Raw genomic sequence first — 19,780 nt, 5'->3', positions numbered from 1 at the left:
CGGCCACCGACAAATCGGTTTCCTCCGCGGCGCGGCATCCGTACGCTGCCCGCCATGGGTGCATTGCAGGGCAGGACGGCGCTGGTCACCGGGGTCTCCCGGCGCAAGGGGATCGGGTACGCCGTGGCCCGGGCACTGGCCGCCGAGGGAGCCCACCTGGTGATCTCCCACCACCGCGCGCACGATGTCGATCAGCCCTGGGGTGCCGACGACCTGGATGCCGTCCGGTCCGGGATCCGCCGGGCGCAGGTCGAGGGTGCGGCCTTCGCCGACATCGCGGCCGATCTGGCCGACCCGGAGGCGCCGGCCCGGTTGATCTCCGAGGCCGCCGCGGTGACCGGGAGCCTGGACATCCTGGTGGCGAACCAGGCCCGCTCCGGTGGCGACGGGTCGATCCTGGACATGACCGCGGACCGGCTGGACGGGCACTGGGCGGTGAACGCGCGGGCGACGATCCTGCTGACCGCCGAGTTCGCCCGGCTCGCTGCCGACCCCGGCGACGCGGCCGCGCGGCCGGGGGATCGGCGGCGCGGCAGCATCGACGAGCACGCCGCCCGGCGGGTGTTCTGGATGACCTCCGGCCAGCACGACGGGCCGATGCCGGGTGAGGTGGCGTACGCCGCCAGCAAGGCCGCGCTGGCCGGGTTGACCGCGACCGTGGCCGCCGAACTGCTGCCGCTCGGGGTGATCCTGAACACGATCAACCCCGGCCCGGTGGACACCGGCTATCTGGAGGCCGAGGGTGCCGACCGGGATCCTGAGGTGATCGCCGAGGCGCTGGCCGCGATGCCGATGGGCCGCTTCGGCGCCCCCGACGACCCGGCCCGGCTGATCGCCTGGCTGGCCGGGGACACCGGCCGCTGGATCGTCGGCCAGGTGCTCACCAGCGACGGCGGGTTCGCGCTGCGCTGATCGGAGGTGTTCACCCCGGGCGGGGTGTCGGCCGCGGCGACTAATCTGTCTGCCGTGCTGCCACCATCAGATCCCGAGGCCCTGCTGGACGCGCTCGACCCCGAGCAGCGGCAGGTCGCGACGGCGCTGACCGGGCCGGTCGCGGTGATCGCGGGGGCCGGCACCGGCAAGACCCGCGCGATCACCCACCGGATCGCCTATGGGGTGCGCACCGGGGCGTACGCACCGACCAGCGTGCTGGCGGTCACCTTCACCACCCGTGCCGCCGGTGAGCTGCGCGGCCGGTTGCAGCAGCTCGGCGTCAGCGGTGTCCAGGCCCGCACCTTCCACTCCGCGGCGCTGCGGCAGGCGCAGTACTTCTGGCCGCGCGCGTTCGGCGGCGAGCTGCCGCAGGTGCTGGACAACCGCATGTCGCTGGTCGCCGAGGCCGCCGGCCGGCTCCGGGTGAGTGTCGACACCGCCAAGCTGCGCGACCTGGTCGGCGAGATCAGCTGGGCCAAGGTGTCGAACGTCGCCGCCGCCGACTATCCGGCGATCGCGCGCAGCGTCGGCCGCGAGCTGGCCTCGCTGGAGCCGGAGACCGTGGCCCGGGTGTTCGCCGGATACGAGGAGGCCAAACGCACCCGCGGCCGGATCGACTTCGAGGACATCCTGCTGTGCACCACCGCGCTGCTCGCCGACCACCCGCAGGTCGCCGATGAGATCCGGCGCACCTACCGGCACCTGGTCGTCGACGAATACCAGGACGTCTCCCCGCTGCAGCAGCGGCTGCTGGATCTGTGGCTGGGGGAGCGCGGTGAGGTGTGTGTGGTGGGTGACCCGGCCCAGACCATCCACTCCTTCGCCGGTGCGCGCGCCGACTATCTGACCGGGTTCGGCCGCCGGCACCCCGACGCCACGGTGGTCCGCCTGGTCCGCGACTACCGCTCCACCCCGCAGGTGGTCCGCACCGCCAACGCGATCATGAGCCGCGCGCCCCGCAACGGTGGCATGGGTCCGGTCACCCTGGAGGCGCAGCGGGCGGCCGGCCCGGAGACCACCTTCGCCGCCGCACCCGATGAGGCGAGCGAGGCCGCCGCGGTCGCCGACTGGCTGAAATCGCTGCGCGCCTTGGGAATCGAGTATCGCGAGATGGCGGTGCTGTTCCGGATCAACGCCCAGTCGCCGGCCTTCGAACAGGCGCTGTCGGACCGCGACATCCCCTATCTGGTGCGCGGCGCCGAACGCTTCTACGAGCGTCCCGAGGTGCGGCAGGCGATGGGCGTGCTGCGGACCGCCACGAAGGTCACCGAAGACAATCAACCGGTGCCCGACCAGGTGCGCGCGATCCTCACCGGGATCGGGTGGACCACCGAGGCGCCGTCCGGCGGTGGACAGGCCCGGGAGCGGTGGGAATCCCTGGCCGCGTTGGCCTCGGTGGCCGACGACCTGGTCACCGCCGACGCGTACACCACCCTCGATGCGGTGGTCGACGAACTGGAACGCCGCGCCGCCGCCCAGCACGCCCCGGTCGCCCAGGGCGTCACCCTGGGCACGATCCACTCCGCCAAGGGTCTGGAGTGGGATGCGGTCGCGGTGATCGGGGTGCACGAGGGGACGCTGCCATTCGTGCTGGCCACCCGCGATGAGGAGATCGCCGAGGAACGCCGGTTGCTCTACGTCGCGGTCACCCGCGCCCGCGAGCACCTGCGGGTCTCCTGGTCGCACAGCCGCAACGGCGGCGGTGGGCATCGCAACGCCTCCCGCTTCCTGGACGGGGTACGCCCGGCCGGCAGCGATCCGCGCCCGGTGCGCAGCACCCGGCAGCAGCGCCGCCGGGGCAGCCAGCTGAGCGCGCGTTGCCGGGTCTGCGACGGCACCCTGGAAAGCGCGGTGGAGCGCAAACTCGGGCGGCACGAGGGTTGCGAATCCAGCTACGACGAGGAACTGCTGGCCGCGTTGAAGTCCTGGCGCAGCGACCAGGCCAAGGAACAGCAGCTCCCGGCCTATTGCATCTTCACCGACGCCACCCTGCAGGCGATCGCGGAGACCAATCCGGGTGACGAACGTGGACTGCTCGCCATCTCCGGGATCGGCAGGACCAAGGTCGATCGCTACGGCGATGAGGTGCTGCGGATCGTGCAGGAGAGTGCCGATTCCTGATTTTCCTGCGTGCACAGGAAAAATCGACATCAATCGGGGCCGATGCCCGCGTCGGCAAAAAAGTTTGGTAAATCAGTTGCGGCGATCGTGGGGAAGTCCGTAAGGTCTTTCATGCCCGTCTGCGGCGCGTGCGAGAGCTCGCGGCAAGGACATCGACACCAAGTTTCGGAGAGGAGGATGCGACATGAGTGACATCACCATCGAGTGCAACCAGGCCTGGACCAATACCGGCGTGGCCGCTGACGCGCGCCCGAACACCCTGCTCACCCCGGATTTCCTGCGTACCAAGGAATACCGGACCCTGCACGGTTTCGGCACCGTTTCCGCCGCCCCGATGACCAAGCGCATCCTGCTGGCTCCACGACCCCTCAGTAGACGCGGGTAGAACCCTCCCGCAGCCTCCGAGGCCGTGAATCCAGCTACCGGGATTCACGGCCTTCGTGTTTCTCGGCCCAATTCAGGCAAACACCATGGGAGGACCACCAATGACCGCGATCACCGACGAGATCGTCATGACGGCCACCGGGCTGCCGTGCCACCTCGTCGACCCCGATGTCTTCTTCGCCGAGGCCCCTGCCGAGATCGAGTACGCCAAGACCCTGTGTGCCGATTGCCCGGTCAAGGACGCCTGCCTCGCCGGTGCGAAGCAGCGCCGGGAGGCCTGCGGCGTGTGGGGTGGCGAGCTGTTCATCAACGGCGTCGTCGTGGCCCGCAAGCGGCCGCGTGGGCGTCCCCGCAAGAACCCGCTGCCGGTCGTGCCGCAGGCCCCGGCCGCGGTGACCCGGGCGGCCTGAGCGGCTGCCCACGCGATCCAGCGAATCCTGGGTGCATCTCCCCAGCCCTGTAGGGCACGGGGATGTGCTCACGGTTCGCTGGATCGCGGTGCGGGTCGGTCCCACCACCTCTCGTCGAGGCGGGCCTCGATGCTGCGGGCGTGGGTACGCGTGCAGTCGGGACAGCGGACCAGCTGCCGTCCGCCCTCGGTCTCGTTCGACCAGGTCCACGGTGGCCGGGTCGGGGCACCGCCCTCATCCGCCCGTGGCGTACGCCCGCAGCCCGCGCAGACCGCCGGTCGGGCGGCGGCCGGGTCAGTCATCGGAGGGGGTCTTCCACTCCGGCAGATACTCATCGAGGATGTCGGCGAACCGGGCGCGCACATCCAGCTGGGACAGCACCGCGATCCCGCCCAGCCAGACCCGGTGGATCAACGCGTACGACGGCGGCAGATTGAGCTGCTGGACCACCGACCCGTGCGCCTTGGTCTCACCCACCCGCTTGAACTCCGCCTGCATCCAGGAACGGGTGAAGTGGAACTCCTCGCTCGCCGCCGGCTCCAGGAACGGGCTCAGATAGTCCAACAGCTCCTGGGCGTCGACGTTGCGGGCACTGCGGGCGATGAAGCCCTCTGCCTTCAACCCGGCGGTGACCCGCTCGGCGTCGCGTTCGGTGGCGATCCGCATCAGCCGGCCCATCGCCGGCGGCAGCCCGTCGGGCAGCTTGGACACCAGGCCGAAGTCGATCACCCCGAGCCGGCTGTCGGGCATCACCAGGAAGTTGCCCGGGTGCGGGTCGCCGTGCAGCAACCCGACCTCGGACGGCCCGGCGAACAGGAACCGGGCATAGCGCAGGCCGAGCTCGTTGCGGCGCTCCGGCGGATCGTCGGCGACCCGGGCCAGCGAGGTGCCCGCCACCCACTGGCTGACCATCGCATGCGAGGTGTGGGCGAGCACCCGGGGGACGAAGAACTCCGGATGCCCATCGAAGCCCTCGGCCGCCTGCTGCTGGTTGGCCGCCTCCAGCTGGTAGTCGGTCTCCTCCATGATCCGCTCGGCGATCTCGGCGACGATCGGCTTGACCTCCATCCCGCCGGCCAGCGGGGAGACCAGGCTGGTCAGCCGGCCCAGCTGCTTCAGATCCGATTCCAGGGCCCGGTCCGCACCCGGGTACTGCACCTTGACCGCGACCGGTTCGCCGGTGGCGCGCCAGACCGCCCGGTGCACCTGGCCGATCGAGGCCGCCGCGGCGGGACGGGCGGAGAAGTCGTCGAAGAGTTCGCGCCAGTCCGAGCCGAACTCCCGGGCCAGCACGGCATGGACCCGGGAGGTGGGCATCGGCGGTGCGGAGTCCTGCAGCTTCCGCAGCTGCACGGCGTAGGGGCCGGCGATGTCGTCGGGCAGCATCACCTCGAACATGCTGAGCACCTGACCGAACTTCATCGCGCCGCCCTTGAGCTCACCGAGCACCCGGAACAGCTGTTCGGCGGTCTCGGCGCGGAACTGGGCGTTGATCGTCTCGGCACTGCCGCCGGCGAGCCGGCGACCCAGGCCGCGGGTGGCGCGGCCGGCCGCACCGAACGGCAGCGACAACAGCCGCGATCCGCGTTGCAGCGCCGAGGAGCTGACGTGCTGCTCGGAGCGGTCCGATTCTCGGTCGCGGTCGGTGGGGCGCGGCATGGTCCCATTCTTCCGCGCCGGACAACAAGGGACGAAACCGGCGCGCCCGCGATCAGGGCCAGCCGCCGCAGCCGCAGTCGGGGTGCCGCGGCCAGCAGCGCTGCCGCACCGACCAGTGGCCCCGGCGTACCTCGAGGGTGGCACCCAGCGTCTCGGCCGCACCGTTCTCCCACCAGGACCGCAACTGCAGCACCGCGGTCTGCGCCGCCCAGCCGAGCAGCTCGGGGCTCGGCCGGGAGCGGGCCCGGCAGAGCTGGGCCAGCAGATGCGGCCAGGCGGGGTCGCGGCGGCGGACCAGATCGGTGCAGCGGGTGCAGCAGGTCACCCCGGGCACCACGAGCGGGCCGAGCAGCACTCCGTCGGGCAGCGGGCGGAGCAGCAGATGCGGACGGTCCTGGCGGAGCAGGGTGTCGGTGAGCGCCCGGTCGCATTCCAGGGTGTCGCTGGCGACCACGGTCAGATCATGATCGGGTTGCCGGTCGCTGTGCCAGTGGTCACCACCGCCGACCGGTCCGAGGCCGGCGGCCCGCAACTGCGCGATCAGCGTCTCCCCGGCGCTGGGCCGCAGCTCCGGATAGAGATCCAGCGCCGGGGGATCCGGATCGACCACCTGGAGGGGGCCGATCTCCGCGGCCAGGTATGCCTCCGCGACCGCCCGGCCCAGTGCCCCCGCACCGAGCAACCGGACCCGCGGGCGGCGCCGGCGGGGTCGTGCTGGCCCGTGGGTGAGCAGGCCGAGCCGCTCGAGTCGGGTGACCAGCACCGCCAGTGCGGTATCGGGAATCCCGGTCTCGGCGGCGACCTGGGCGCAGCTGCGCCGGCCGTCCAGCAGCCGCAGCGCGGCACCCCAGTCACCTGGGCCGGTGGTGGCGATCAACGCCCCGCGCTCGGTCTCGACACCGATCTGCAGGGTGCCGTCGCCGCGCTCCAGCACCGGGAGGGCGGGATCGAGACGGGGTGCGCCGGGCATGCCACCAGCCTGCCGTGCGCGAACCGGCCGTGGGGGAGTGGCACCGGGGTTGTCCACAGGAAATCCGACCGGATCCGGAACCGGACCGGGCAGCGGTGCGGGGGCATGGAAGAGGCCCTCAGGGAATCGAACTCCGCTTGCCTTCCCCTGCGAGCGGGTCGACCATCTGAGGGCCTCGTGCACAGAAAACTATGGCCTCGGCCCGCGGGCGTCAAGTCGGGTCGGGGGCCGGATCGACCGGAGATTTCCACCGGCTGTGGACAACGCTGTGGATCGGGTGTGGACGGGGTGTGCACGAGCACCGGTGCGATGTGGATGAGCGGTGGGCGAACCCGCTCCGACTGGCCGTCGGCTGTGGATGGAGCGGGTTCTGTCGGAGCCGCGGGTTAGCGTGTGGGTCATGGACAGATTGCCCCTCGACAGCAGCGATCCGGTCGCCGACGAGGAGATCGAGGTACGCCGCAGCGCCCGCCGGCGGCGGACGGTGTCGGCCTATCGCAGCGATGGGCGGATCGTGGTGCTGCTGCCGGCGCGGATGTCGCGCAGCGAGGAGGCGCGCTGGGTGCGGGAGATGGTGCTCAAGGTGCAGGCCCGCGAGGCGCGGACCCGGGGCCCGCAGCAGCCCTCGGAGCTGCTCACCCGCGCTCTTGCGCTGCAGCAGCGTTTTCTGGCGCCGCAGCTGGACCAGGTGCGGGCCCCGATCAGCGTGACCTGGGTGGCCAACCAGAACAGCCGCTGGGGGTCGTGCACGCCGGAGAACGCGACCATCCGGCTCTCCGACCGGTTGCGGGTGATGCCTGCCTGGGTGGTCGACTACGTGCTGCTGCACGAGCTGGCGCATCTGGCCGAGCGGGACCACGGGCCGCGGTTCTGGGCGTTGCTGGCGGCCTATCCCCGCACCGAGGAGGCCAAGGGTTATCTGGCCGGCTGGGTGGACGGGCGGGCGGCCGCCGGGTCCTGAGCGGCGAGCCGGCTGTGGGCGGCCCGGACCAACCGCACCACCGAGGGCTCGTCGGTGGGCAGATCGTCGGCGTCGAACCAGCCGACCGCGGTGGATTCCGCGCTGCCGGGCGGTTGCCGGTCCGGATCGGCCAGCACCAGATGGCGCACGTCCAGGTGCCAGCAGGGGCGTACCGGCCCGCAGGGCACCTGATGGGCGTCCAGATGCACGATGCCGGGCAGCAGCCGCAACCCGGGCAGGCCGCTCTCCTCGGTCGCCTCACGCAGCGCCGCCGCGGCCAGCGACGGGTCGGCGGGTTCGAGGTGGCCGCCGGTCTGCAACCAGCGGCCCAGTTTCCGGTGGTGCACCAGCAGTACGCGGTCACCGCCGGGCGAGCAGATCAGCGAGCTCGCCGTCAGGTGCGCACCGGCACAGTCCCGCAGCCAACCGTCGGTGGGATGCGCGTCCAGATGCGCCAGGAAACGATCCCGCAGCTCCTGCTGCTGTGCATCGCCGGCGACCAGGGCCGTCAGCTCGGCGCGGCAGTCGGCGGCCAGGCCGGCGGTCACTTCCCGGAATCCCCGTCCTCGGCGGGCCCGTCCTCGGAATCCCCACCCTGCTTGCGATCCTGGTCGCGTTCCTGCTCGGCCTGGTTGAGCAGCTTCTCCAGCTCGGCGTCCATGTCGTCACCGCTGGGCACCTGTTCGGCGGCCTGCTCGCGTTCGCCCGCGACGTAACCCAGCGGGTCGTCCAGATCCACCGCGGTGGGCAGCAGATCGGGGTGCCGCCAGACCGCGTCCCGACCCTCGGTGCCACGCGCCTCACGCAGCGCCGCCCACAGGTTCGCCGCATCGCGCAGCCGCCGGGGCCGCAGCTCCAGCCCGACCAGTGCGGCGAAGGTCGCCTCGGTCGGGCCGCCGGTCGCGCGGCGGCGGCGGACCACCTCGGCCAGCGCGTTGCCGTTGGGCATCCAGCGTGCGGTGGCCTGGCCGACGACCTCGTCCACCCAGCCCTCGACCAGCGCCAGCAGGGTCTCCAGCTTGGCCAGCACGGCCTGCTGCTCGGGGGTCTGCCGGGGCGCGAACAGGTTGCCCTGCAGCTTCTCGCTGAGCTCGCCGAGCACCTGCGGATTCAAGGCGTTCAGATCCAGCTCGCCGACCGCCTCCTCGATCGAGGACAGGTCGATGGTGATGCCGCCGGCGTACTGCTCGACCAGCGAGAGGATCGCCGGGCCGAGCCAGCCGGCGCCGTTGAACAGCCGCTGCCGCGCCGATTCGCGCAGTGCCAGATAGAGCAGCACATCGGCGTCGCTCTGCTCCAGGCCCTCGGCGAACGCGGCGACATTGGTCGGTACCAGGGCGATGGTGCCGGCGTGCTCACCCGACAGCGGCAGCCCGGTCTCGGTCGCGCTCACCACCGAGGTGGCCAGGGTGCCGATCGCCTGACCGGCCTGCATCCCGAAGATGGTGGCACCGCTGGACTTCAGCCACGGCCGCAGCATCGCCTCCAGGCCGGCCATGCCGGGCTGGTCGGACTGCTCCTCGGAATCCTCCGGGGCGACCGAATCGGCCATCGCCTCCGACATCGACTCGGCGACCGGATCGATCAGCCGACGCCAGGTCGGCATCGTGTTCTCCACCCATTCGGCGCGGCTCCAGACCGCCACGGTGCCGGATCCGGTGAACTCGGTGGTCTCGTCCAGCCACATGTCGGCGAGCCGGACCGCGTCGCGCAGCGCGGTGAGGCGCTCGTGCGCCGGGGTCGGGTCGGCGCCGGCGGCGGAGACCACCCGGCGGGCCACATCGCGGATCTGCTCCCAGCCCTGCTGCTGCGTACCGCCACCCGGCATCCCGAACATGGCACCGCCGCCCATGCCGCCCATCCCGAGCTGGCTCAGCATCTGCTGGAACTGCTGCATCAGCTGCTGCAGATCCGGTTGTCCCGGCTGTCCCGGACCACCCATTCCGAAGCCGGAGAACAGCGCCTCCCACGGGTTCTGACCCTTGTCGGGGTCCTCACCCGGTTGCTTGCGCGGGTCGTCATTGTCGGCCATGCGGGCGACTCCTTGGTCTGCTCGGCGACGGTGTCTGGCACCGGTTGCGTCTCGCCTCCCATTCAACCGCATCGGCCCAACACTTGGGCAGGGCTCAGGAACGCCGGGTATGGTCGGCCCGTGCAGTCCAGCCGAGAAGTGTCGGTATCGGCGGAGATCCTCGCCGAGCCGCTCAGTGTCGACCGCGTTCTGGACGCCGTCCGCGCGCCCTCGGTCGGCGGCGTCGGGCTGTTCGTCGGCCTGGTCCGCGACATCGACGACGCCGGAGACGGTGCGGGGGAGCGCGGGGTGACCTCGCTGGACTACAGCGCCCACCCGAGCGCCGCAGCTGAATTGAGCCGAGTGGCCGCCGAGGTCGCGGAGCGCCACGATGTGCTGGCGGTGGCCACCGAGCACCGCGTCGGGCACCTCGAGATCGGTGATCTGGCCGTCGTCGTGGCCGCCGGTGCGGTGCACCGGGCCGCGGCCCTGGCGGCCTGCCGGGACCTGATCGACACGTTGAAGCAGCAGGTCCCGATCTGGAAGGCGCAGCAGTTCACCGACGGTGACACCGAATGGGTGGGCCTGCCGTGACCCAGACCTCGACCCAGACGCCGCTGCCGGCCGGTGCCGAGCAGTCCGGCGGCGGCACCCCGCGCCGCCGCCTGAATCTGACCCGGCAGACCTGGCTGGCGCTCACCTCGGCGATCTGGTTCGTCGCGCTGGCCCTGCTGATCGCCGTCGTCCCGGTGCCCTACGTCGTCTACAGCAAGGGCCGGGCCTATGACGTGCTCGGCAACGGCAGCGACGGCCGACCGATGATCGTGGTGGACGGGATCCAGACCTATCCGACCAGTGGCCAGCTGCGGATGACCACGGTCTCGGTGACCCGGGCCGATGCCGCCACCAGCCTGCCGGAGGCGGTGCTCGCCTACTGGCTGCCGCGCCGCGACGCGCTGCCGCGGGACTCGGTGTACGAGCGGGGCAAGTCGACCGAGCAGGTCCGCTCCGAGGAGCGGCAGATGATGGACACCTCCCAGCAGGACGCGGTCGTCGCCGCGTTGCGGGCGGCGAACCAGCCCGTCACCGAGATGCCGGTGGTGTCCTCGGTGACCGTGTCCGGGCCGGCCAACGAACGGCTCCAGCCGGGCGATCTGTTCCTCTCGGTGGATGGCACCGCGGTCAACAACCCCGAGGAGGTCCGCCGGATGGTCCAGCGGCACACCCCCGGGGACGTGGTGAAGCTGCTGGTGCTGCGCAATCGGGTGGAGACCCGGGTCGACGTCATCACCACCCCCAGCCGCCGTGACCCGAAGAACCCGGTGCTCGGGGTGGAGGTCGCCACCGGTTACCGGTACGCCCCGATGGTCAACTTCGGCGTCAGCTCCGACATCGGCGGGCCCAGCGCCGGCCTGGTGTTCGCGCTCGGGCTCTATGACCGGATCACCCCGACCGATCTGCTCGCCGGGCGGTCGGTCGCCGGCACCGGCACCATCAATCCCAGCGGTGCGATCGGCGCGATCGGCGGCATCCAGGAGAAGATCGCCGGCGCCGAGGAGGCGGGTGCGCAGATCTTCATCGTGCCCGGGGCGAACTGTCGCGACCTGGCCGGGTTGGACACCGACCTGAATCTGATCCGGGCGAACACCCTGAACGAGGCGATCGACGGCCTGCGGCTGGCGGGCAACCCGGCGACCGCCGCGCAGGTACCGCGCTGCTGAGGCGTACCCCCGCACCCCGAACCCTGAGGACAGCACAGATGCCCGAGCAGACCAGCACCGAACAGAGCGACGCCCTGGTGGCGGCCCTGATCGAACTCGAGCACCACGTCGGCGCCGGCGGCTGGGACCAGCCCGCGCGGTTGTTCGCGCTGGTGCTCTCCGACGAACTGATCGCCGCCGAACCCGAGCTCGCCGCCCATCTGGGCATCCGGGGCAGCGCCGACGGCCACCCGCCGGGCGCGCTGACCGCGATCGAGCAGGAGAACTTCCGCAATGCCGGGGTCGAGGAGGGGGCCGAACCGCTGCCCGAGGAGGCGGATCTGCCCGCGGTGCTGGGGCGGATCGCCTGGCCCGAGTCGGTGCACGGCTGCGCGCTCGCGCTGGAGCGCACCTTCCTGCCCGCCGGTCACGAGGGCCAGTTGCCCGATGATCCCGAGCAGGCCGCGCGGTTCGTCGCCGAGCATCCGCAGCGCGAGGAATTGCGGCTGGTGGTCGGTGTGCTCCGCGACGGCACCCAGCACGCGGTGGCCCGGCTGGTGTCACAACCCGATGAACTTCTGGGGGGAGCGGAGCTCGCACCCGGGGTCGCTGAGGTACTCGCGGCTACGCTGTCCTGAACGGCCGTCCCAGATCGGTCAGCCCGAGAAAGTCAGCACAGGAGGAACAGGTGAGCCAGACCGCCGGGGTCAGCACCCACAACGGACCCCGAAGGCGCGGTGCCCTGCTGCCGGCGTTGGTCATCGTGACCGTGCTGGTGCTGCTGTTCGTGCTGTTCACCAACATCTGGACCGACAAGCTGTGGTTCGACTCATTGGGTTTCCCGCAGGTCTTCGCGACCACCTTCTGGTCCCGGGTCGGGCTGTTCGCGGTCTTCGGGTTGCTGATGGCGGCGGCGGTGGTCGGCAACACCGCGCTGGCCTACCGGCTGCGCCCGACCACCCGCAGCGGCCCGATGGCCAGCGAGCTGCTGGAGCGCTACCGGGAGACCATGGAGACCCGGTTCGTCCAGGTGATGATCGGGCTCGGCGTGGTCACCGCGCTGCTCGCCGGGGTCTCCGCGGCGAGCGAGCTGACCACCTTCCTGGCCTGGCGCAATGCCACCCCCTTCGGCGAGGTGGACCCGCGTTTCGGCCTGGACGTCTCCTTCTACGTCTTCGCCTACCCGTGGTGGCGGTTCGTGATCAGCTTCGCCGCGACCCTGTTCGCGTTCTCCACCATCGCGGCCGCGGTGATGCACTACGTGATGGGTGCGCTGCGGGTGGCGCGCAACGAGCGTCGGCGCACCTCCCCGAAGGCCCAGGCGCACCTGTCGGTGCTGATCGGGCTGACCGTGCTCTGCTTCGCGGTGAGCGCGTTCTTCGACCGGTACGCCTACCAGATCACCACCAACCGGTTGCTGACCGGCATGTCCTACACCGATGACCACGCCCGGGTGAACGCCTCCCTGGTGGTCGCGGTGATCACCGCGCTCTGCGCCGCGCTGTTCCTGGCCAACATCTGGCTGCAGCGCTGGCTGTTGCCGCTGGCGGCGCTGGCGCTCACCGTGGTGGCCAGTGTGCTGCTCACCATGCTCTACCCGGCCGGTGTGCAGGGCCTCGAGGTCAATCCGAACGAGCCCGACAAGGAACGCCCCTACATCGAGCAGCACATCGCGGCCACCCGGGACGCCTATGGCATCGACAATGCCGAGATCAGCAACTACGCGGTCACCAACAATGCCAACCCGGCCCAGTTGCGGGCCGATGCGGACGCGCTGCCCGGTATCCGGCTGATCGACCCGGCCGTGGTGGCCCCGACTTTCGAGCAGTTGCAGCAGGTCCGCGGCTACTACAGCTTCCCGTCGGTGCTCGATGTGGATCGCTACCAGATCGACGGGCGGGAGACCGACACCGTGGTCGCGGCCCGCGAGCTCAACCTGGGCGGCCTGCAGGACCGCTCCTGGAACAACATCCGCACCACCTACACCCACGGCTACGGCCTGGTCGCGGCCTACGGCAACCAGCGCGACGCCAACGGTGCGCCGGTCTGGATCGACCTGCAGCAGCAGGTGGGTGACTACGAGAAGCGGATCTACTTCGGCGAGCAGCACACCGACTACTCGATCGTCGGCGGCCCGGCCGGTTCCACGCCGCTGGAGATCGACAGCCCCAACGGCGGCCCCGGTGGCAGCGAGACCCGGACCACCTACACCGGCAAGGGCGGCGTACCGATCGGGAACTGGTTCGACCGGGTGCTCTACGCCACCCGCTTCGCCGACGCCAACATCCTGCTGTCGCGCCGGGTGAACCCGGAGTCCAAGATCATCTACAACCGCACCCCGCAGGAACGCGTCCAGGCCGCGGCACCGTGGCTGCAGATCGACTCCAACGCCTATCCGACGATCGTCGACGGGCGTGTGCAGTGGGTGCTGGACGGCTACACCACCACCAACAACTACCCGAACAGCCGCAGCATCTCCTGGCAGCAGACGATCACCGACAGCCAGACCCCGACCGGCACCCAGGGTCGCCCGGACACCCAGATCAACTACCTGCGCAACTCGGTGAAAGCGACGGTCGACGCCTACGACGGCACCGTCAAGCTCTACGCCTGGGATGAGGCCGACCCGATCCTGCAGACCTGGCGCAAGGTGTTCCCCGGTGCGGTCTCGGACAAGTCGACGATCCCGCCGGCGCTGCTGGAGCACCTGCGCTATCCCGATGACCAGGTGAAGGTGCAGCGCCAGCTGCTGACCCGCTACCACGTCACCGATCCGTTCGCCTGGTTCCAGGGCAACGACCTGTGGGTGCTGCCGACCGACCCGGTGACCCCGGGGGCGCAGAAGGAACGGCCCTATCTGCTGTCCATCCGGCTGCCCGGCCAGCAGCAGCCGACCTATTCGCAGACCAGCGTGTTCGTGCCCAACCAGCGTGAGAATCTGGGTGCCTATCTGGCGGTGAACTCCGAGGCGACCAGCCCCGACTACGGCAAGCTGCAGATCCTGCGGATGACCGCCACCGAGGTGCGCGGCCCGAACCAGGTCTACAACGACATCCGCGCCAACAACCAGATCGCCGACCGGCTGCGGGCCTTCCAGCAGTCCTCGGCGGCGGTGATCCCGGGCAACCTGTTGTCGCTGCCGCTGGCCGGTGGGGTGCTGTACGCCCAGCCGTACTACACCCAGCGCGGTGACGCCGGTCCCGGTAGCTTCCCGGCGCTGCAGTTCGTCACCGTGCGCTTCGGGGAGAAGACCGGCGTCGGCGACACCCTGCAGCAGGCGCTGGACCAGGTGTTCGGAGCCGCGGGGGCCTCCACCGGTGAGCAGCCCGAGGGTGGCGCGCCGCCGCCTCCGGGGCCGGGGCAGCCGCAGGATCTGCCGGCCGCCCGCCAGGCCCTCCAGGACGCCGACCGGGCGTACGCCGAGGCCGGGAACGCCCTGCGCTCCGGCGATCTGGCGACCTACCAGCAGAAGAACGAGGAGGCCGCGGCGGCCGTCCGCCGGGCCGCCTCCGCGATGGGCAACTGACTATCTGAGGCCGGCTCGCGCGCGGCGCGCCATGACCCCGCTCTTCGGCCCAGTCGTCGAGATCCTTGCGGGAGGTCAGGGCCCGGTGCGATGGACGACGCGTGGATTTCTCCTTGGTGGGCCTGCATCGCGGGGACGCTCAGACCGCGAACCCGGCCTCGCGGATCGGGTCGGTGAGGGCCTCGGCGTCACCGACGACGACCAGGCTGAGCGCGTCGAGATCGACGATCTGCTGGTACGCCGCGGTGGCGGTTTCGGCGGTGGTGGCGCGGATGCCGGCCAGATAACCGTTCATCCAGTCCGGCTGCAGGCCCTGCTGCACCAGCATGGCCGTCTGGTCGGCGAGCCCGTCGGCGGTCGAGTATCGCAGCGGCGACACCCCGGTGAAGAAGTTCTGGGCGTCGCGGACCTCGGCCTCGGTGATCGGCGCGTCACCGAGGTCGAGCAGCGCCCGTGCCTCGGCCAGCGCGGGGCCGGCCACCTCGGTACGGAAACTGCCGGCCACCGCATAGCTGCCACCGGCGCGCAGTGGTGCCTGCTGCAGCCCGACCCCGTAGGTGTACCCACGCTCCTCGCGGAGCACCTTGTTCAACCGGCTCAAGAAGGCGCCGCCGACGGCGTAGGAGGCCACCTGCAGCGCCGGCCACCGGGGATCGGTCCGGTCGATGCCGAACCCGCCGAGCCGCAGGTCGGCCTGCACGGCACCCGGCCGGGGCAGCAGCACCGCCGCCGGCGTACCCGGGACGGCCGCCGGATGCGAGGCCGGGGCCTGGTCGGCCACCGACCAGTCGCCGAGGGCCGCGGCGGCCAGCGGCACCGGGTCCTCGGTGAAGTCACCGGCGAGGATCAGCGTCGCCCCCCGCGGGCCGTAGTGGTCGCGGTGGAAGGCCCGCACCGCGTCCGGGGTGATCGCCCGGACGGTCTCCGGGCCGCCGCCGGCCATCCGCTGCACGCGGCTGATCGGATCGAAGACCAGCTCGCGGAAACTGGTCGAGGCGAGCTGGGCCGAATTGGCGCGCAACTGGTCGATCTCGGCCAGCCGCAGCGCCACCTGACGCTCCACGTCGGAGGCGTTCAACTCGGGGCGCCGAACCGCCTCGGCGAGCAGTTCCAGCGCAGGCCCGAGCCGGCGGGCGGGCACGTCGATCATCGCCTGCAGACCGGAGAATCCCTGTGCTGCATAGAAAGCCGCACCCTCGGTCTCCAGCACCTCGGCGAACCGATCACCGGGATGGGCGACCGAGCCCTCGTCGAGCACGCGGGCACAGATCGTCGCGACACCCTCCAGTTCGCGCGGCTCGGCGGTCAGCGGCAGGTCCAGCTGCAGCACCGCCGAGATCACCTGCTGGCCGGGCATCTGATGCACCAGCACCCGGATTCCGTTGTCCAGAAAGGATTCCTCCGGGGTGGGGTAGTGCCAGGTCTCGGGCGCGCGGACCTCGGGAGCGGTGCTGCTCATCGGGACTCCTCGCTTCGGCGGTAGATCAGGGTGGCCCGGTGCTCGGGATCCAGGTGCGTGCGGGCCGCCCGGCGGACCTCGTCGGCACCGATCGAGAGCACCTCACCGACCCGGGTGTTGACCCGGCCGGGGTCATCGAGCAGGGTTGCGCTCCCGGAGATCTGATCGGCCCGGGTTTCCAACCTGGACAGCGATTGCAGCCAGGCGCGCTCGAACTGGGCGCGGGCCCGCTGCAGCTCCTCCTCACTCGGCCCGTCCTCGGCCAACCGGGTCAGCTCGGCGACCAGGGCCTGTTCGGCGCGCTCGGGGCTGGTGCCCTCCCGGCAGCGGACCGAGGCGAAGCCGAAGGAGGTGCCGCCGATCAGCGGCAGCGCGCTGGCCGAGGCATCGGTGGCGACCTCGCTGCGGCGTACCAGCTCGCGGTGCAACCGGCTGGTCTGCGACCCGCCGAGCACCGACAGCGCCAGGTCGACCGCGTCCTGCTCCCGGGTACCCAGGGCGGGCAACCGCCAGCTGAAGTACGCCGCGTCCGCCGGTACCGCCGCGCTCACCTCGGCGCGCGGCAGGCCATCGATGGCCGGCAGCGGTGTCGCCACCGGTCGTGGCGCCGCGGGCCCGGCCGGGATCTGCCCGAAGTAGCGGTCCGCCAGCGCGAAACCCTGCTCCGGTTCGACATCCCCGACCAGGGTGAGCACCGCATTGTTCGGCAGATAGAAGGTGCGGAAGAAGGCGTGCACGTCGTCCAGGGTCGCGGCGTCCAGGTCGGCCATCGAACCGATCGTGGTGTGCCCGTAGGGATGGTCGGCGGGGAAGGTGAGCTCGACCAGGCGCTCCATCACATCGCCATAGGGCACGTTGTCGTAGCGCTGACGCTTCTCCTCCTTGACCACCTCGCGCTGGTTGTCCAGATTCTGCTGGCCGACCGCGACGGGCAGCGAGGCCAACCGGTCCGCCTCCAACCAGAGCGCCAGCTCCAGCCCACCGGTGGGCAGCGCCTCGAAATAGTTGGTGCGGTCGAACCAGGTCGTCGCGTTCACCGAGGCGCCGGCCGCCTGAAGCAGCGCGATGTGCTGACCGGCGGCGACATTCGCCGAGCCCTGGAACATCAGATGCTCGAACAGGTGCGCGAACCCGGTCCGGCCCGGCTGCTCGTGCCGCGAGCCGACGTCGTACCAGAGGTTCACCGCCACCGCCGGCGCGTGATGATCGGGGGAGACGATCACCCGCAGTCCGTTGTCGAGGGTCCGTTCGTGCAGCGGGTACGCCCCGGCGGTCGGTTCTTTCATACCGGCCATCACACCACACGGCCCGATTCCGATGACGCCCCGTTTCCGATGACGCCCCGATTCCGATGACGGATGTCATTCGCTGAAATGCGCGCCGATCGGTGCCGCTGTCCCTAGGCTTCCGCTTATGGCGGACTCACCCCGGGGGCCAGGCTGGTCGAGCGTGATCGACCGCGGGCTGCGCTGGATGTTCGTCGTGCCGATCAGCGTCTCGGTCTTCTTCTATCTGCCCGTGGTGCTCCAGGAGTACCGCCGGGTGGGTGCGCTGGGCCGGGTCGGATTGCTGCTGATCGCGGTGGTCCAGGTCGCGGTGGTGCTCGGGGCGCTGCGGTTCGGCCGCAGTGGGGAGCGCACGCTGCTGGCCCGGGTGCTCGGCGTGCTCTGCCTGGCCGGGCTGGTGCTGCTGCTGGTCGGTCAGCCGCCGGGGGTGTGGCAGATCGCCTGGTGGCCGACGACGGTGGTCAACTCGATGCTCTGCTTCGTGCTGGTCTTCGGTGGGCGGCACCGCTGGCGCACCGGGATCGTGCTGATGCTCGCCTGTCTGGGGGTACGCCTGGTCGCGATCGTCGGTTCGGGGGAGTCGCTGCGGGCCGGGTTGGCCGAAGGGGTGTCCGGGCTGCAACTGGCCTGGACCGTGGTGCTCGCGGTGGAGGCGCTGCGCGCGGTGGGAGCGACCGTGGACGCCTCGGTCACCGATCGCCGGCGGGTGCTGCTCGATGAGGAGCTGGGCCGGGTGCAGCAGCGCCAGACGCGGGCGGTGGAGCAACTCCTGCACGATGAGGTGCTGCACACCCTGCGCGTGGTCGCCCGGCCCGGGACGATCGGTGTCGACCCGATCCGGGAGGCCGCCGCGCGCACGGTCGCCCTGCTCACCCGCTCGCGGCAGCGGACCGACCAGAGCCTGCTCACCGGGCTCGGCGAGTTGCAGCGCGAGGTCGCGATCCGGATCGACACCGTGGGGCAGCCCCCAGAGCTGCCGACCCCGGTGGAGAGCGCGTTCACCGGTGCGATCCGGGAGGCCATCCGCAACGCCGACCGGCACTCCGGTGCATCCACCGTGCGGGTGCACTGGCGCTCGGCGGGTCCCCGGGTGGAGGTCGAGATCAGCGACGACGGCCGCGGGTTCGATGCGAGCGGTACCGGTGGCGGCCCGGGGCGCGGGGGGATCGTCGGCTCGATCACCGAACCGATGGCCGACGTCGGCGGATCCGCCGAGATCCGGTCGTCGGGCGAGGGCACCCAGGTGCTGCTCGGCTGGCGGGCACCGACACCCTCGACGGCGGTGCTCGCGGAGACCTGGCAGGCGATGCGGCGCGGCACGGTGATCGCGATGATTCCCATCCTGGTGGGGAATGTGTTGATGCTGGCACTGCTGGCGCCGGATCTGGAGCGGCTCGCTCCGGCCATCCTCGGGACGCTGCTGGTGAGCCTGGCCGGGGCCGCCACCGGATGGGCGATCTGGCGCGGTACGAACCCGGCCCTGCTGGCGGTGCTCGCACCGCTGGCCTGCCTGGTCGGCCTGTTCCTGAACGTCCTCGCGATCCCGGCCGGGACCGGTAACGCCTTCTACTTCTTCCTGGCCGGCGGCGTGATCCCGGTTCTGATGCCGCAGCTGGTCGTCTATCCGCTGACGGTCGGGCTGGCCCAGACCGCGGCGGTCTGGGCCGGGATCGTGGTGGCGGGGTGGTGGCGTTTCGGTCTGGCCCGCACGATGGTCGCCTACGCCGGCGCGATCACCGCACCGACGCTGCTGCTGGCGATCCTGATCCTCCGGCTGGTGGTCGGGGTGTACGGGCCCCGGTTGCTCGCCGAGCTGGGCCGACTGGACGCCGCGGAGGTCCGGACCCATGAACGGGAGGTGCGCAACCGGGTGCGGGAGGCCAGGCTGCGGCGGGTGAGCCAGCGCATCGTGCCCTTCCTCACCGGGGTCGCGACCGGCCGGGTGGCCCTCGGTGCCCCGACGACCGAACGCCGGGCGCGGCAACTGGAGCTCGAGGTGCGCGATGAGGTGCAGTTCGGGGGGCCGACACCGGCCCTGGCGAACCGGTTGATCGCGGTGCGGGAGCGTGGCTGGCTGCTGGAACTGCGCCTGGGCACCCGGGATGTGGCCGGATTGGAGCAGGAATTGTTGCGGCTGCTGGTCGCCTTCGACCGTGAACCGTGGTCCGATGAACGGGTGGTGGTCAGCAATCTGGGTGAGCTGGTGGCGGTGTTCGCCGGTGACTGGGTCGGTGCACCGCCCGATGCCCGGGCGGTGCGGTTGGAGCGCGGGGACGGGTTCTGCACGCTACGGCCCACCCCGGTCGGCCCGGGACTGTCCCACGATCGGATGACTGGCAGGGGAGCCGAGGATGGATGAG

General features: G+C 71.2%; 17 protein-coding genes. 10 read left to right on the top strand and 7 right to left on the bottom strand.

Features of this window, described 5'->3' with window-relative positions; translation table 11 throughout:
- Nucleotides 1-54: 54 nt before the first annotated feature.
- The 4 genes from C8D81_RS06215 to C8D81_RS06200 all read left to right on the top strand — a co-directional run bounded on the left by C8D81_RS06215 (nucleotide 55) and on the right by C8D81_RS06200 (nucleotide 3,848).
- Nucleotides 55-912, top strand: a complete 858-nt coding sequence (locus tag C8D81_RS06215; protein WP_094431899.1) for an SDR family oxidoreductase — start codon at nucleotides 55-57, stop codon at nucleotides 910-912.
- 54 nt (nucleotides 913-966) lie between these two features.
- Complete coding sequence (locus tag C8D81_RS06210) at nucleotides 967-3,054, top strand: ATP-dependent DNA helicase UvrD2 (RefSeq protein ID WP_229119619.1); 2,088 nt, start codon at nucleotides 967-969, stop codon at nucleotides 3,052-3,054.
- Between the two features lie 184 nt (nucleotides 3,055-3,238).
- Nucleotides 3,239-3,439 (top strand): hypothetical protein, encoded by a 201-nt coding sequence (locus tag C8D81_RS06205; RefSeq protein WP_094431896.1) that lies wholly within the window; start codon nucleotides 3,239-3,241, stop codon nucleotides 3,437-3,439.
- Nucleotides 3,440-3,539: 100 nt separating this feature from the next.
- Nucleotides 3,540-3,848: a WhiB family transcriptional regulator gene (locus C8D81_RS06200; protein ID WP_172421920.1), complete on the top strand. Its 309-nt coding sequence runs from the start codon at nucleotides 3,540-3,542 to the stop codon at nucleotides 3,846-3,848.
- 68 nt (nucleotides 3,849-3,916) lie between these two features.
- Here the strand turns inward: C8D81_RS06200 and C8D81_RS06195 are convergent, their stop codons facing one another.
- The 3 genes from C8D81_RS06195 to C8D81_RS06185 are packed head-to-tail and all read right to left on the bottom strand — an operon-like array spanning nucleotide 3,917 to nucleotide 6,477.
- Nucleotides 3,917-4,150 carry a hypothetical protein gene (locus C8D81_RS06195; RefSeq protein WP_094431894.1) on the bottom strand — a complete coding sequence of 78 codons (234 nt, stop codon included), beginning with the start codon at nucleotides 4,148-4,150 and terminating at the stop codon, nucleotides 3,917-3,919.
- Nucleotides 4,143-5,507 carry an ABC1 kinase family protein gene (locus tag C8D81_RS06190; RefSeq protein WP_094431891.1) on the bottom strand — a complete coding sequence of 455 codons (1,365 nt, stop codon included), beginning with the start codon at nucleotides 5,505-5,507 and terminating at the stop codon, nucleotides 4,143-4,145. The genes C8D81_RS06195 and C8D81_RS06190 overlap by 8 nt, the downstream gene beginning before the upstream one ends.
- 52 nt (nucleotides 5,508-5,559) lie before the next feature.
- Nucleotides 5,560-6,477, bottom strand: a complete 918-nt coding sequence (locus C8D81_RS06185) for a hypothetical protein (RefSeq protein ID WP_133625701.1) — start codon at nucleotides 6,475-6,477, stop codon at nucleotides 5,560-5,562.
- A 400-nt stretch (nucleotides 6,478-6,877) separates the two neighbouring features.
- Between C8D81_RS06185 and C8D81_RS06180 the strand changes: the two genes are divergently transcribed.
- The gene (locus tag C8D81_RS06180; RefSeq protein ID WP_094401519.1) at nucleotides 6,878-7,438 is read left to right on the top strand and encodes a M48 metallopeptidase family protein; all 561 of its coding nucleotides are present in this window, start codon (nucleotides 6,878-6,880) and stop codon (nucleotides 7,436-7,438) included.
- Here the strand turns inward: C8D81_RS06180 and C8D81_RS06175 are convergent.
- Both C8D81_RS06175 and C8D81_RS06170 read right to left on the bottom strand, forming a co-directional pair.
- On the bottom strand, nucleotides 7,393-7,986 hold the full coding sequence (locus C8D81_RS06175; protein ID WP_229119618.1) for an NUDIX hydrolase: 594 nt from the start codon (nucleotides 7,984-7,986) through the stop codon (nucleotides 7,393-7,395). The two genes, C8D81_RS06180 and C8D81_RS06175, sit on opposite strands and share 46 nt — an antisense overlap.
- Complete coding sequence (locus tag C8D81_RS06170) at nucleotides 7,983-9,380, bottom strand: zinc-dependent metalloprotease (protein ID WP_094431987.1); 1,398 nt, start codon at nucleotides 9,378-9,380, stop codon at nucleotides 7,983-7,985. Before C8D81_RS06170 ends, C8D81_RS06175 begins: the two co-directional genes overlap by 4 nt.
- 210 nt (nucleotides 9,381-9,590) lie before the next feature.
- Here C8D81_RS06170 and C8D81_RS06165 point away from each other — a divergent pair, with 210 nt between their 5' ends.
- Genes C8D81_RS06165 through C8D81_RS06150 form a run of 4 tightly spaced genes read left to right on the top strand, consistent with a single transcriptional unit; the run spans nucleotide 9,591 to nucleotide 14,675 of the window.
- Entirely contained in the window at nucleotides 9,591-10,043 is a 453-nt protein-coding gene (locus C8D81_RS06165) for a molybdenum cofactor biosynthesis protein MoaE (RefSeq protein ID WP_229119216.1), read from the top strand.
- The gene (locus C8D81_RS06160; protein WP_229119217.1) at nucleotides 10,040-11,170 is read left to right on the top strand and encodes a YlbL family protein; all 1,131 of its coding nucleotides are present in this window, start codon (nucleotides 10,040-10,042) and stop codon (nucleotides 11,168-11,170) included. Before C8D81_RS06165 ends, C8D81_RS06160 begins: the two co-directional genes overlap by 4 nt.
- A 38-nt stretch (nucleotides 11,171-11,208) precedes the next feature.
- Nucleotides 11,209-11,787 carry a PPA1309 family protein gene (locus C8D81_RS06155; protein ID WP_094400847.1) on the top strand — a complete coding sequence of 193 codons (579 nt, stop codon included), beginning with the start codon at nucleotides 11,209-11,211 and terminating at the stop codon, nucleotides 11,785-11,787.
- 50 nt (nucleotides 11,788-11,837) lie between these two features.
- Nucleotides 11,838-14,675, top strand: a complete 2,838-nt coding sequence (locus tag C8D81_RS06150) for a UPF0182 family membrane protein (RefSeq protein ID WP_094355441.1) — start codon at nucleotides 11,838-11,840, stop codon at nucleotides 14,673-14,675.
- Nucleotides 14,676-14,814: 139 nt separating this feature from the next.
- Here the strand turns inward: C8D81_RS06150 and C8D81_RS06145 are convergent, their stop codons facing one another.
- Nucleotides 14,815-16,134 (bottom strand): M16 family metallopeptidase, encoded by a 1,320-nt coding sequence (locus tag C8D81_RS06145; RefSeq protein WP_094431887.1) that lies wholly within the window; start codon nucleotides 16,132-16,134, stop codon nucleotides 14,815-14,817.
- Nucleotides 16,131-17,420, bottom strand: a complete 1,290-nt coding sequence (locus tag C8D81_RS06140) for a M16 family metallopeptidase (RefSeq protein ID WP_166646692.1) — start codon at nucleotides 17,418-17,420, stop codon at nucleotides 16,131-16,133. Before C8D81_RS06140 ends, C8D81_RS06145 begins: the two co-directional genes overlap by 4 nt.
- A gap of 163 nt (nucleotides 17,421-17,583) precedes the next feature.
- Between C8D81_RS06140 and C8D81_RS06135 the strand changes: the two genes are divergently transcribed.
- Nucleotides 17,584-19,779, top strand: a complete 2,196-nt coding sequence (locus tag C8D81_RS06135) for an ATP-binding protein (protein ID WP_094431883.1) — start codon at nucleotides 17,584-17,586, stop codon at nucleotides 19,777-19,779.
- The last annotated feature ends 1 nt before the right edge of the window (nucleotide 19,780 follow it).

Source organism: Enemella evansiae (genome assembly GCF_004362375.1).
GTDB classification, from domain to species: Bacteria; Actinomycetota; Actinomycetes; order Propionibacteriales; family Propionibacteriaceae; genus Enemella; species Enemella evansiae.
This window is presented reverse-complemented; position numbering and strand designations above follow the sequence as displayed.